Origin of the sequence: Flavobacterium sp. FlaQc-28, from assembly GCF_044007415.1 — a bacterium.
Taxonomy (GTDB): domain Bacteria; phylum Bacteroidota; class Bacteroidia; order Flavobacteriales; family Flavobacteriaceae; genus Flavobacterium.
This window is the reverse complement of sequence record NZ_JBIPCM010000007.1, coordinates 87,413-102,428: the sequence shown is the minus strand read 5'-3', so window position 1 is coordinate 102,428 and position 15,016 is coordinate 87,413. Positions and strand designations below refer to the sequence as shown.

Here is a 15,016-nt window from a genome sequence, read left to right as displayed (position 1 = left end):
CGTGTTGTACGTGCATCAACTGCTGATTTTAATCAGAAACAAAACAATTAAGTAAACCCAAATAAAGTAAATCATAAAAATTAAAAGCAACTATTATGAGTACAGAAATTATAAAACAGAATCCCTTTCAATCTATGATTGATCGTTTTAATATAGCTGCAGATATTCTAAAGTTAGATGAGTCAATCAGGCAAAAGTTGCAGCGTCCTGAAAAACAAATTGTAGTAAATTTTTCGATAACATTAGACAACGGAACCGAGCAGAATTTTGAAGGTTACCGCGTAATACATAATACAGCTTTGGGACCGTCTAAAGGTGGTATTCGTTATGACAATGCCGTAAACCTTGATGAAGTAAAAGCATTAGCTGCTTGGATGACATGGAAATCTGCTGTAACTGGAATTCCATTTGGAGGAGCAAAAGGAGGTATTATTTGCGATCCAAGAACACTTTCAAAAACAGAGTTAGAACGTATTACGAGAGCTTATACAAAAGCATTATCGGATATTTTTGGACCGCAAAAAGATGTTCCTGCACCAGACATGGGAACTGGTCCAGACGAAATGGGCTGGTTAATGGATGAATTTTCAATAGTTCATGGTAAAACAATTCATGCCGTTGTAACAGGAAAACATCTGCATTCGGGAGGTTCATTGGGCAGAGTAGAAGCAACTGGAAGAGGCGTGAGTATTATTAGTTTACTGACTCTTCAAAAACTAAAAATCAGGCCGGCAAGAGCAACAGCTGCTATTCAAGGTTTTGGAAATGTAGGATTACATTCGGCTTTATTTTTATACGAAAAAGGATTAAAAATTGTTGCAGTAAGTGATGTGTCTGAAGCATTTTATAATCCGCAGGGAATTAATATTCCAGAGCTTATTTTATATTATAATTTGAATAATAAAACCATTAAAGGCTATCCAAATTCCGTTGCAATTAAACATGAGGATTTGCTGCTTTTAGATGTTGATGTACTGATTCCTGCTGCCAAAGAAGACGTAATCACGCAGAAAAACGCGCATGACATTCGTGCAAAAATTATAATTGAGGCTGCAAATGGACCAGTTTCTTCAGATGCAGATAAAATTTTGCATGAAAATAATGTTTTGGTAGTTCCAGATATTTTGGCAAATGCAGGTGGTGTAACTGTTTCTTATTTTGAGTGGCTTCAAAATTCCTTGTTAGAATCGTGGAGAATTCACCAAATAAACAAACGTTTAGAAGATATTTTAGAAAAAGGATTTGAAACCGTGTTCAGAATTGCTGCTAAACACAATGTAACGCCTAGAATTGCAGCTTATATTATCGCTTTGAAAAAAGTAGCTGAAACACAATCTGTAAAAGAAGTAGCAGCCGAAGCGCCAAAATTCAAACAGAATTAATTTTGCTTTAAGCAAGGCTGAGATAGTTTGTTATTAAACACATAGAAACATAGATATTCTATGCGCAAAAAGAAAGCAAAGAGAAAATCATTTCTTTCACATAGATATGCTCTGTGCATTTTAATTAAGTGAAACGCCTTTTTTAAGCAGCAAAAACTATGTTCCTATGTGTTAAAACAATTACATAAAATGCATTAAGATTATTTTCATCGAGAGCAAGACTATGGAGTTTTTTTATCGGTGAAAATATCTTTTTTAATTTCATATCAATTCACATAATCTTTAAAAATGAAAAATATTAATTTTCTAGCATTTGCAATGCCGGCTTTTTTTCTTTTTTTATTTCTCGAATATAAGCTGGCACAACGAAAAAAAAGACCTGAAATTTTTAATTATGAAAGTTCTGTTTCTAATATAAGCATTGGTATCGCAGAGCGATTGATTAATTTGTTTATTGCCGGCAGTTTTTATCAACTGTATTATTTGATTTATGATGAATATAAAATTTTTGATATTCCGAGCGGTGTATTAGTTTGGATTGCCTTAATTCTCGCTACAGATTTTGTTTGGTATTGGTACCATAGATTAGGACATGAAGTCAATTTTTTCTGGGCTGCACATATTGTACATCATCATAGCGAAGAGTTTAATTTTACGGCGGCGGCCAGAATTACAACATTTCAGGCAATAGTTCGAACAGGATTTTGGTGTATACTGCCTTTTATTGGTTTTCATCCCTCTATGGTAATAACAATGCTTATTGTGCATGGAGCCTATTCGTTTTTTACACATACACAGCTTATAGGAAAAATTAAATGGCTGGAATACGTTTTTGTGACTCCATCAGTTCACGGCGTTCATCATGCTTCTGATGAAAAATATTTAGACAAAAACTACGGGGATATGTTTACGTTTTGGGATCGTCTTTTTGGTACTTTTCAAGAGGAAGAAGAAAAACCAAAATACGGCTTGACACATCCTTTAAAAAGTTACAGTTTTCTGTGGCAGCACTTTCATTATTACTTTGAAATTTTTGAATTATGGAAACGTTCAAAAGGTTTTAAAGCAAAATGGAATGCCGTTTTTGGAAGCCCGGCACATATGGATCAAGATATTCGTCCAACATTAGAAAAGCGTTTTTTACAAGATAAAAGCAATCCCAATCAAAGACTTCGTTTCAGGAACTACCTTTATATTCAATTAGGAATCTGTACTTTATTGTTAACGGTTTTTACCTATTATTTTGATCGTTTAAATATGTTAGATAAAGGTTTTGTTCTGGCATTAATACTTATAACATTAATTAACTGCGGTGCACTTTTAGAACAGCGTAAATGGATTTATTATCTGGAATACGCTCGTATTTTAATGATAACCACTTATTTCTTATACGAAGAAAATCTAACGATATTTTTCTTTGTTCCCTTGGCAATTATGATTTTTGCAGAGCAATTGTTTTCACTTAGTAAATTGTATCAAAATATTATTTTACAATTAGAAGCTGAGTAAAAAATGTTTGCCGCGAATTACACAAATTTTTCCCCAAGCAATTCGTAAAAATTTGTGTAATTCGCGGCAAATTTTTTACATTACAAATTCAATATTTACAAAATAAAAAATCATTTAAATGCTGTTAATCTGTGGCAAACTTTTTTATTCCTGACAGAAAAACTTATATCGTTTTAATCGCCATAATTTTCTCTTCAAAAGTATCTTTAAAATGGGATTTACTCTTAATCCTGGTTTTGTAAGTGTAAATTGTAGCCACAGAAAGTTCCAGAAATTCTGCCATCTGACTGCTTTCTTGAATACCTAATCTATATAAGGCAAAAATGCGGAGTTCTGTATTTAAAAGCTCTCCCTTTTTTACAATACATTTATGATCATTAGGGAACAATTGATTAAAATCGGTCACAAAAGTTGGGAATAATTTTAAGAAAATTTCGTCGAATTGATGAAAAAGATTTTCCCTTTCTTCCTTTACATTGTAGCGTTTTAAACTCGCAATAACTTCATCTGTTTTTTTGGTGATAATTTTGTGAAGTGTACTTTTTTGAATATGATCGATCTTATTGATAAAGGCTGAGGTTGCTTTGATAAAATACGTAATATATTCTTCTTTAATAGCATTGGCTTCGCTTAAGCTCACATTCATTTCTTGCAGCTGCGCATACGAAGAAGCCATTATTTTTCGGGCTTTGTTTTTCTCTTTTAGTTGTTTGAAAATAATAATCGAAAATAAAATAATAATCAAAGTGAGTATTGTCAATAAAATAATGATTTTTTCCAGCTTATCATTTTTCTCTTTTACATTGTTCAATTGTGCCTTTTCGATAATGGGCAGAATTGACGAAATCTCTATTTTTCGATGCCTTGCATTATAAAAAGTAGCATCGTCCATAGCGATATTAATATACTCATTTGCTTTGTCTAAATAGCCCATTTTAAAGAGTTCATTAGCTAGATTTCGCAGCGCAACCGTTTCTTTCGTGGCATTTTTAACATCGGCAATAGCGGCAAGTGCCAAGTATTGAATCGCTTTTTTGGTATAACCTCTTTCCGAGTAAATATAGCCTAGACTAGATGTTGCAATGCCGTAATAATCTGGCGGTAAATTGTAGTTGTTGATCCAATAACTAAAAGCAAACTCAGCGCCTCGCCAGTCTTGCTGCTTTAGTCGTTTTAAACTTTCTGCAGCCCAATATTCGTTGGTATTGGTGCCAATTAATTCTAAAGCCTTTTTTAGAAAATGATTTCCCTGTTGTACATAATGAATATTAAAACGCTGATCTTTATTGTAATCGGCCAGATCGTAATAAGCTCTAGCTTTTATGTTATAGTATTCGAATTTGTTTTTTAAATCGAGTTTTTTGTCATCAATCACATTCAGCGTATCAATAGCTTCTTTAAAAAGTCCTGACGATAAGAGTACAAAACCCTCTTTAATTCGGCTTTTAGCCAAATATTTGGGATCTTTTAAAACTTTGGCCTTGATTTTTGCTTCTTCCAAATAATAATAGGCAGAGTCATATTTGAATGATTTGTATTCGTCAAATAACGACATATAAGTATTATACAACTGTTCGTTGTTTTGACTAACAGTATATTTTGAAACATTCTTTTTTAAGGATTCAATTTTACGATATTTCTGTTTTAAGTAAATCTCTTTTTTCAGCAATGCATTATCTAATTCTTCAAGAATAGGATTGGTCTCTTTGGCGGTTAGAGAAAAACCCGCAATGAAAAAATACAAAATGAATATTTTTCGCATGGTTTTGTTTTGGTTTTAGGGGTAAGATAATTTATGGTTAGCGCAAACGCGTTTTAAATCAAAACTAATTAAAAACTGATGACTAGTAGTTTTTTAGATAGAAAGCAGTTCCTTAAGATTTCTTGAAAAAACATCTGATAAGCCTGAAAATGGCATAAAAATGTTAAAACTGCTCTATTTGTTTGCAATTATACAATAAAAAGTAATTAAATATATGTATAGTAAAAAAATATTGCTGTAAAATTTTCATATTATCATAAAGGCTGTCAAAAAAAGTGGGTTTGTGTCTTTACAGGATCTTGATTTTTATAAATAACACAAACATGTAATTGATTGGTTATTAGTAATTTGTGTTTAAAAATAATCTAGATAAATCTTGATTTTTCGTGGATGTTTTTTTTTAGATTTATTTAACATCTAGTTTCGTACTGTCCTTTTTGAGGGATAAAAAAACTAACAAAAAACCAAAATTTTATGAGATGTAAAAGTTATTACTTGTTAGCTCTGATGATCTGTTTTTTTGCAATAAGCTGCGATACTACAGAAGACGGAAGCTACGTTGATCCAATTACGATTTACGAAAAAGTAGACGGTAATTGGGGATTAACAAACTTGAAAATGGTCGATGATTTTGCCAAGGCAAATAAGATCGAGCCAAACGAAGAAAACTTGAGTACTTATTTTAACTACGAAGATTTTAAAATCAAATTCAACGTAGATGAAAAGAACAAACCAACAAGTTATGAAGTTACTGGTAATGTCCCGCCTTTATTTGCCCCAAAAGGATACTGGCAGCTAAGCTCAGATTTTCAGCCGACAAATCCGGGCAATCCTGTTAAGATTTACTTATACAGTGATGCCCAAAAAACTCAAAAAACAGACGAATTAAGAGTATCATCGATTCCTGGTAAAAACGGAGAGATGGAAATTATTTTAACCAGAAGCTCTGGAGGAACTCCGTTTGTGTCTTACGTATTTAAATTAAATGCTATTAATTAAAAAGTAATATGAAAAAATTTATATATACAATTTTACTAGCCCTTTTGATGGCGCCTAATTTTATAAAGGCACAAGAAGCCGCGGGATCAGTAGGCGCGATGTCATCATTTCCGGTCGTATACAAATATGATGAAAAAGTTACTTGGTTTTTTGATCTTTCGGCAACCACATTTGCAGAAAATGAAGATGTGTTTATTTGGATTTGGTCGCCATCAGAACCAGATGCTAACAACTGGGAGAACTCTTCAGATTTTGCAAAACTGACTTACGTTGGCAATAAAGTTTGGAGTTTCACTTTAACTCCCACTCAGTATTTTTCTAGAACCCCAGAAGAAATTGCTGCAAGTGCAGGATTTTGGTTTCGTTTAAAAAACAAAAACGGATCAAAACAAAGTGAAGTGGCAAATATGCCTTACACTGATTTTTCTTCTTTTTATACTGCAAATGAGCTGATCAGAGCTTATCCGACCAAACCAACTATTGATAAAGGATTAAGTATTTTGTTTAATGCCAATTTAGCGCCTGGTTTTGCTGGAGCTACAAGCGTTCACATGCACAGTGGTTTGAACGATTGGAATCTTAAACAAGAATATCAATCGTGGCTGCCTGAAATTGCGGCTAAAACAAAATTAAAAGATTTGGGTAATGGTTTTTATAAAATAGATTTAGTTCCTAAAGATTATTACAACGCACCAGATGGTTATATTATGGAAAATTTAGTTTTCTTAATGGTAAAAGATGATTGGGCAGGAACAATTCCAGATCAAGTTTTGTATGCTGGGGCTTATGTACCGCCGCCGCCGCCAGTTTTCGGTTTTTTTCCATTGCAAATTAGTCAGAAAGATTTTCTAGGAATGTCTAGAAAAAATAATGAAGCCGGTGTAAACAAATTAATCTACACTATTACTGCCGGAAGCAAAATAATTTCTGGTGAGTTTACTGGAGGGAAAGCAGAAATAAAGGGATTTGTCAATTTAGTTTCAGAACTAAACGGCATACCAAATTTAAATGAAATACATGTTTTGGTAAAAGACAATAAAGACAAAACAATTTCAGATACCACTATGCCGCTGAAAACTTTAGACAAATAATTCGCTATCAAATTAAAACATCAATTCTAATGAAATGAGCATAATCCAAAATTGGCTATAAAACCAATAATGGATATGTGAATTGCATATGATCGATAAAAAAAACAATAAATAACCGCATATGACTAGTAAAAATAAAAAAAGAGTCCTGCATCAAATGTGGACTACTCAATCGCTGGTATTCATGATTTTCATGCTTTTTCTTTCGGCAGGAATGTTTGCTCAAGAGAAAAAGCAGGTATCTGGTACTGTATATGACAACACAGGAAATGTACTTCCGGGTGCATCAATTATAGAAACGGGAACAAGAAACGGAACAACAACAGATTTTGACGGAAAATTTACCTTGACGGTAGCCGTAGGAGGTTCGATAGAAGTTTCATTTATTGGGTCAACAACTCAAAAAGTCCAAATTACCAGTTCTAGTTCAAAACTTGATATTCGTCTTCAAAACGACGGTTATCAATTAGCCGAAGTTCAGGTAGTTTCAGTAGGATATGGAACACAAAAGAAATCAGATTTAACAGGTGCTATTTCGAGTGTAAAAGCGGATGATTTAGTAAAAGGAACAATATCTTCGACAGAGCAGGTTTTGCAGGGAAAAGTAGCAGGATTAAACATTATTCGTCCTTCTGGAGATCCAGCGGCTGGTTCTACAATACGTTTGAGAGGCGGAACTTCCTTAACCGCAAGCAACAGCCCGTTAATTGTAGTTGACGGAATTGCAGGTGTAGATATTAATATAGTTCAGCCATCAGATATTAAAATTGTAGACGTTCTTAAAGATGCTTCGGCGACAGCCATATACGGTTCAAGAGGAGCAAACGGAGTTATTATAATTACAACAAAGTCTGGTACAAAAGGAGTTTCTGTAGTCTACAGCGGTTTATCAAGCGTGGGTTATGTTACTGATAATTTAGATCTTTTATCAGCAAATCAATGGAGAGGAGATGTTCGGTCAACAGGAAACAAAGATGCAGTTGATTTTGGCGGAAATACCAATTGGCAGAAAGCTATCGAGCAAACCGCAATCTCGCAATCGCATACTTTAAGTATTAATTCTGGAAAAGCTGACAGTGGTTTTAGAACTTCTCTTTCGTATTTAAACAATGAAGGTGTTATTAAAAAAACAGGTTTAGAAAGATTAAGCGGAAACGTTAATGCTTACCAATATCTTGGAGACAATAAAGAGGTAAAATTTGATACCGGTTTATTTGCCAATATAGACAAATGGCATCCTATGGATTATAGAATATTTGAGCGCGCTTACAATCTTAACCCGACAATTCCAGTTTATGATGCTAACGGACAATTTTCAGCTGTTTCTGGAAACGTGTATCAAAATCCTGTTGAAATTTTAACAAATAGAACTACTGATAATGAAAGACACAGATTGTTAGGTTATTTTAAAACGGAGGTTAAGTTTTTAAATGATTTTACGGCTGTTGCTAATATTTCGTACGAACATAATGCAGTAAAAGGGAGTACTTACAAACCTTCTTACGCCGTTATGGAAGGTGTAGATGAAAAAGGATATGGGCAAAAAACATATGCTGAGTATGCAAATGCGCAAGGCGAATTGTATGTAAATTACAATAAAGTAATAGACAAACATACTATTGGTGCACTTGCAGGATACTCTTACCTAGAAAATATTTATGAAGGTTTTGGAGCACAGCGAAGTGGTTTTGTAACTGATGCTTTCAGCTACAACAATCTTGGTGCAGGTTACAACTACCGTTTAGGCGATGTGTATTCGTATAAAGGAAAATCAAATTTAGTTTCGTTTTATGCTCGTGCAAATTATTCCTACGATGGCAAATATCTGCTTACGGCTACAGTAAGAAGAGATGGTTCAAGCCGTTTTGGAGAAAATAATAAATGGGGAACTTTCCCATCAGCGTCTGTCGCTTGGAAAATTTCGAGCGAAGAATTTATGAACGGAACAAAAGGCTGGCTGGACAATTTAAAACTTAGAGCAGGTTATGGAGTTACTGGAAATCAAGACGGAATTGGGGAATACAAATCGCTTTCGATTTTAGGAGTAGGAAAGGATAGTTACTACGATCCTGTTACAGAAAGATGGAGTTTGGCTTATTCGCCAACACAAAACCCAAATCCTGACTTAAAATGGGAGTCAACAAAACAATTGAATATTGGTGTAGATTTTAGTCTTTTTAATAGAATTACGGGTTCATTCGAATATTATTCAAAAAACACAGACGATTTATTGTATACCTACGAAGTGCCGCAGCCTCCATATTTAGTGGGAACTATGCTGGCAAACGTAGGAGAAATGTCTAATAAAGGAGTTGAACTTACTTTGAATGCTGATATTGTTAAAGGAGAAAAATTCAATTGGAATGCTAACTTGACTCTTGGTCATAATGTGCAAAAGATTGAAAAATTATCAAATCCTACTTATAAAACAGATGTTATTTACAGCGGATCGTTACACGGATTAGCAGGTATGTCTGGACAATATTCTCAAATTATTGCCGAAGGTTATCCAGTTGGAACTTTCTGGGGATTCAAGAATGCAGGATTAGACTCCACAGGAAAAATACAATACTACAATGCAGCGGGGCAAATAGTTGCAGAAAATGCTTTGGTTGATGCTGATAAAACAGATTTAGGAAATATTCAGCCAGATTTGACTTTAGGTATTGGAATGAACTTTACGTATGGAAATTTTGATCTTGGAATTTCTGGATACGGAATGTTTGGTCAAAAGGCATTAAATGCAACTAATATGATGTTAAATGATCCAAACAGATTACCAACATTCAATGTTCCTGATGCATTTTTAGGAAGCGGAATTACATCGGCGCCAAAATATTCTGATTATTGGATAGAAGATGCTTCATTCTTTAGACTTCAAACAGTAAGTTTTGGATATACACTGCCTTTAAAATTCAAAAAATCTAAACTTAGAATGTACGTAATGGGAGAAAACCTATTTGTAATTACAGGTTACAAAGGTGTAGATCCGGAAATAGGTTTAAATGCTCAAGACGGAATCAACCAAACTGGAGTAATAGATTTAACTGGATTGGCAGCTCCTGGAATTGACAGATACAATAATTATCCTCGACCAACAACGATTTCTGTTGGACTAAATTTTACGCTGAATAATTAAGCGAATTAACCAAAAAATATAAAAAATGAAAGTCAAAATAACAGCATTATTAGTAGTAAGCATGCTTTTTACGATATCATGTACGGATTTAAATGAAGATTTATATGATAGAGTAGAAGACGGGAATTTTGGAAATACTCCAAAAGAAGTCGACGCATTAGTTGGCGGAGCTTATTCTTCTTTAAGAGGATTTAAAGATGATATATCAAACAATTTTCCAACAAGTGAATATGTGTTTTTCCTGAATGAAACCGTTTCAGATGAAGCAACTATTCCAACAAGAGGAACAAACTGGTACGATGGCGGACAATATCAAGATGCACAAAAACATACTTGGAAACCTGATAACCGCATGATTCTTTCGGCTTGGCGTTACAACTATACAGGAATTGCAAAAATTAATGCGATCATTTATCAAGTAGACAAATCATCATTAACGGATACTGCAAAAGCTCCAATTTATGCTGAGTTAAAAGCCTTGAGAGCCTATTATTACTACAATCTTTTAGATTTATTTGGAAACGTGCCTATTGTAGTCAATTTTGAAGACACATCATTGCCGACAAATTCTACTAGAAAACAAGTTTATGATTTTGTAGAGAAAGAATTATTAGATGCCATTCCACATTTAACATCAAATGTTGTGTATTCTAAGTTTACAAAAAATGTTGCCTATTCTTTATTAGCGAGATTATATCTAAACTCAGAAGCTTTTATAGGAACAGCACGCTGGCAGGATTGTATCACGATGTGTCAGAAAGTTACGGGATACACTTTAGCGCCAGATTTCTTTGCCAATTTTGCAACGCAAAATGAAAAATCGCCAGAGATTATTTTTTCAATTCCATACGATCAAAAAGCGGGAACAATAGGAAATTATATGAACTCAATGTCATGTCATTACTTGCACAAATTGACGATTTCGGCAACGGGATTAGACTTTCCTTGGAGCGCAAACGGAATGTGCGCACAGCCTGGCGTTTATTCTGCTTTTGCGGATACAGATAAAAGAAAAAAATGCATGGTAGCGGGCGATCAAATAAGTGTAGCAACAGGGCAGGTTATTGTAATGGATAACGGTGAACCGCTTACTTATACAGAAGAGGTATCAAGTGTAGCTGATGCAAAAGAAAATCAAGGAGTTCGTTTAGGAAAATACGAAATGAAAGCTGGCGAACAGTGGGAACGAGATCATGATTTTGTATTGATTCGTTATGCCGAAATTTTAATGATGCAGGCTGAATGTTACGTGCGTTTAGGCAATCCCGATTTAGCAAAACCATTTGTACAACAAATAACAGCACGTGCGGGCGAAGAAATGCCGACAACGATAGATCTTCATTTTATAGATCGCGAATTGCTTAAGGAATTTACTTTTGAAGGAAGAAGAAGAACGGATAATATTCGTTTTGGAACATTCTTCCTGCCATGGTGGGAAAAAGGTGAAACGGAAAAATACAGAGCTATTTTTCCAATTCCAAGCACTGTTTTGACAACGAATAAGAACCTAAAACAAAACCCTGGTTATCCTGTGAATTAGGTTCTTGAATGTCAGTCTTCCATGTTGGTTAGTCGTGGAAGGCTGACATATTTTTAACATAAGTAATTTTAGGATGCAAATTGTGGACATATTATTTAACACATAGAAACATAGTTTTTTTATAAATAAAGTAAACAAAAAGAAACTCATTTCTTTCACATAGAGGATTATGTGTATTGCAATAAAGTGAAACGCCTTTTTTAAGTATTAAAAGCTATGTTTCTATGTGTTGAAATAATTATATCATATTTCTATTAAAAACAAACAGCACATCAATATGAAAAGATCTATCACATTATTATTTTTTGGGATCATGAATATTTTGGTCGCCGCGGGCTGCAGCAGCGATGATAAAGGTTCAGATAAACCAGTAGAACCAGAAGTATTAAAACCAGCGGCAGTTGAAAAAACAAACAGTACTAAAATTTACGTACACTACATGCCTTGGTTCGAAACCAATGAAAGCAGTGCCGATAAAAAATGGGGTTATCATTGGACAATGGCGAACAAAAATCCAAATACAATAGGAGCAAACAATCGTCGAGAAATAGCTTCCTACTATTATCCGCTTATCGGACCCTATCATTCAGGCGATAAAAATGTGATCGAAAATCATTTATTATTGATGAAATATGCAGGAATCGACGGTCTTTTAATCGATTGGTATGGCACTTACGATGTTAACGATTATAGAATGGTAAAAGAAAATACGGAACAGCTTATTGCAATGCTTGACAAAGTTGGTTTAGAATACGCCATTGTATATGAAGACCGCGTAACAAAAAATGTTGTCGATGCTGGAAAAGCAATTTCAGTTACTAGTGCCGCAAAAACGGATTTGGCCTATCTACAGAATAATTATTTTGATGATGCCAATTATATAAAAATAAACGGAAAACCCTTATTGCTCAATTTTGGGCCAATAGTATTACAAACACCTGCTGAATGGACAAACGTTTTTAATACTTTGACTGCAAAACCTACTTTTTTAACCCTTTGGGATCAATCTGTTGAAGCTGGAGCAAATGCCTCAGGCGAGTATGCATGGGTATTTAAAAACAGTACTTATTTGACTAATTTTTATACGAATACAAAACCAAAACTTTCGGTTGCAATTGGCAGCGCTTATCCAGGTTTTAAAGATTTTTATGCAGATGGCGGAGGCGAAGCTGCTATAGGATGGACAATAGAACATAACAATGGCGCAACGCTCGATGAAACACTTTTGTTAGCCAAAAATGCAAACTTAAATTATCTGCAATTGATAACATGGAATGACTTTGGAGAAGGAACCATGTTTGAACCCACAGTTGAATTTGGATACACCTACATCGAAAAAATTAAAGTATTTGCAGGAGTAAAAAATATTGAAACAGTTTTTCCTGATATAAGCAAAATGTATAATCTGCGAATCGAAAAGAAAAGCAATGCCGATGTTCAAAGAAAGTTAGATCAGGCATTTAATTATTTTGTTTCCATGCAGCCGGCAAAAGCAAAACAAGTAATAAACGAAATTAAATAAGAGTTGTAATTAATACAATCATATAATGAAAAACATAAAATACAGATACTGTTTAATCGCCTTTGCATCACTATTGCTCTTTGCCTGCAGTACGAATAAAACCTACAAAATCAAATCCCCAGGGAAAAATAATGAATTAGTTTTTGAATTGACAGAATCTGGTCAGCCTCAGTATAGTTTTATCTCAAAAGGGAAATCAGTTATTGAGCCTTCTTTAATGGGATTTGAATTTCAAGGAATCCAAAAAATGACAGATGGCTTTGAAGTAGTTTCCACCGAAGAAAAAACGACAGATGAAACTTGGGAACAGCCTTGGGGAGAATTCAAAAAGGTTAAAGATCATCATAATGAATTGATTATTCATCTTAAAGAATCAAATGGCGAAGAACGTTTAGTTGATATTATTTTCAGGGTTTTTGATGATGGTTTAGGTTTTAGATATGAATTTCCGAAACAGCCGCATTTAGGTAAAGTAAAGATTTCTAATGAAATTACACAATTCACTTTTAAATCAGATAATGATGTTTGGTGGATTCCTGTGCATCGCGAAAACAGTTATTATGAAAGCACTTATCGTAAAACTCCGATGAGTAAAACGGATACCATTAATACACCTGCAACTTTTGAAACGAAAGAGAAATTATACGTTGCTATTCATGAAGCTAATTTGACTGATTTTGCTTCAATGACACTTTTAAAAACAGGAGATAAGCAATACAAAAGTGACTTGGTGCCTTGGGCAGATGGTGTAAAAGTTTATGCCGAAACACCTTTTAAAACGCCTTGGAGAACAATTATTGTAGGAGAGAAACCTGGAGATTTAGCCGTTTCGACAATCATGCTGAACTTAAATGAACCTTCAAAAATTGAAGATCTTTCTTGGATTACACCTTCAAAATATATTGGAATTTGGTGGGGAATGCACTTAGAAAAGTATACTTGGGGACAAGGGCCTAAACACGGTGCAACTACTAAAAACACAAAAGAATATATTGATTTTGCAGCAAAAAACAATTTCGACGGTGTTTTGGTCGAAGGTTGGAATGAAGGTTGGGACGGCGACTGGACTGCCGACGGATCTGCTTTTAGTTTTGTAAAAGCATATCCCGACTTTAATCTGGAAGAAATTACAAAATATGCCGCCATGAAAAATGTTCGTTTAATAGGACATCACGAAACCGCAGGTGCCTCTAAACATTATGAAAGCCAATTGGAAGATGTATTTAAGCTGTATCAAAAAATGGGTGTAAATTCTGTAAAGACAGGTTACGTAAATAAATATTTAGATAAAAAAGAATGGCATGACAGCCAGTATGCAGCACGTCATTATAGAAAAGTAATCGAAACTGCAGCAAAATATCATATTATGATCGATAATCATGAGCCTATAAAAGGAACAGGATTGCAGCGTACTTATCCAAACTTTATGTCGCAGGAAGGCGGCAGAGGTCAGGAATATAATGCATGGTCTGTAGATGGCGGAAACACGCCGGAACATTTAACAACGCTGCCATTTACCAGAATGCTTTCAGGCCCTTTTGATTATACGCCTGGGAATTTCAATTTTGATTATAAAACACCTTCTGGAGCTCGAGTACAAACAACTTTAGCCAATCAATTGGCATTGTATGTTATTATTTTTAGCCCATTGCAAATGGCTTCAGACTTGCCTGAGAATTATGTTGGCAAACCTGAATTTAAGTTTATAAAAGAGGTGCCGTGTACATGGTCAGAAACAAAAGTTTTAGATTCTAAAATTGGCGAGTATACAACAATTGCCAGAAAAGATTGGGAAGAGAAAAACTGGTATTTAGGAGCCATTACCAATAGAGAAGCCAGAGATCTAAAAACAGCTTTATCTTTCTTGGATGCGGGAAAAGAGTACGAAGCAGAAATTTATGCAGATGGAGCAGGAGCGAATTATAAAACGAATCCTTATCCTGTAATTATTTCAAAACAAAAAGTGAATAATAAAAGCGTTTTAAATATAAGATTGGCAGCTGGAGGAGGAACAGCTATAAAATTTACTCCAATCGATAAATAAGTTAGTTGGTATATTTTGAATTAAGTTT

At 34.3% G+C, this 15,016-nt stretch carries 9 protein-coding genes; 8 read left to right on the top strand and 1 reads right to left on the bottom strand.

Going from position 1 to position 15,016, the window contains the following annotated elements:
* The first annotated feature begins 95 nt into the window (after positions 1-95).
* Positions 96-1,382 carry a Glu/Leu/Phe/Val dehydrogenase gene (locus ACHRVL_RS17280; RefSeq protein ID WP_395414727.1) on the top strand — a complete coding sequence of 429 codons (1,287 nt, stop codon included), beginning with the start codon at positions 96-98 and terminating at the stop codon, positions 1,380-1,382.
* Between the two features lie 288 nt (positions 1,383-1,670).
* On the top strand, positions 1,671-2,891 hold the full coding sequence (locus ACHRVL_RS17275; protein ID WP_395414726.1) for a sterol desaturase family protein: 1,221 nt from the start codon (positions 1,671-1,673) through the stop codon (positions 2,889-2,891).
* Positions 2,892-3,054: 163 nt separating this feature from the next.
* Here the strand turns inward: ACHRVL_RS17275 and ACHRVL_RS17270 are convergent, their stop codons facing one another.
* A complete protein-coding gene (locus ACHRVL_RS17270; protein ID WP_395414725.1) occupies positions 3,055-4,653 on the bottom strand; it encodes a DUF6377 domain-containing protein in 1,599 nt (532 codons plus the stop codon).
* A gap of 474 nt (positions 4,654-5,127) precedes the next feature.
* Here ACHRVL_RS17270 and ACHRVL_RS17265 point away from each other — a divergent pair, with 474 nt between their 5' ends.
* From ACHRVL_RS17265 to ACHRVL_RS17240, 6 genes are all read left to right on the top strand, one after another.
* Entirely contained in the window at positions 5,128-5,652 is a 525-nt protein-coding gene (locus tag ACHRVL_RS17265) for a DUF5004 domain-containing protein (RefSeq protein ID WP_395414724.1), read from the top strand.
* 8 nt (positions 5,653-5,660) lie between these two features.
* Positions 5,661-6,743: a hypothetical protein gene (locus tag ACHRVL_RS17260; protein ID WP_395414723.1), complete on the top strand. Its 1,083-nt coding sequence runs from the start codon at positions 5,661-5,663 to the stop codon at positions 6,741-6,743.
* Positions 6,744-6,864: 121 nt separating this feature from the next.
* Positions 6,865-9,882, top strand: coding sequence for a SusC/RagA family TonB-linked outer membrane protein (locus tag ACHRVL_RS17255; RefSeq protein WP_395414722.1), 3,018 nt, complete (start codon positions 6,865-6,867; stop codon positions 9,880-9,882).
* A 25-nt stretch (positions 9,883-9,907) separates the two neighbouring features.
* Complete coding sequence (locus ACHRVL_RS17250) at positions 9,908-11,422, top strand: RagB/SusD family nutrient uptake outer membrane protein (RefSeq protein ID WP_395414721.1); 1,515 nt, start codon at positions 9,908-9,910, stop codon at positions 11,420-11,422.
* Between the two features lie 277 nt (positions 11,423-11,699).
* The gene (locus tag ACHRVL_RS17245) at positions 11,700-12,944 is read left to right on the top strand and encodes a glycoside hydrolase family 71/99-like protein (protein ID WP_395414720.1); all 1,245 of its coding nucleotides are present in this window, start codon (positions 11,700-11,702) and stop codon (positions 12,942-12,944) included.
* 25 nt (positions 12,945-12,969) lie between these two features.
* Positions 12,970-14,988 (top strand): glycoside hydrolase family 97 protein, encoded by a 2,019-nt coding sequence (locus ACHRVL_RS17240; RefSeq protein ID WP_395414719.1) that lies wholly within the window; start codon positions 12,970-12,972, stop codon positions 14,986-14,988.
* Positions 14,989-15,016: the final 28 nt, after the last annotated feature.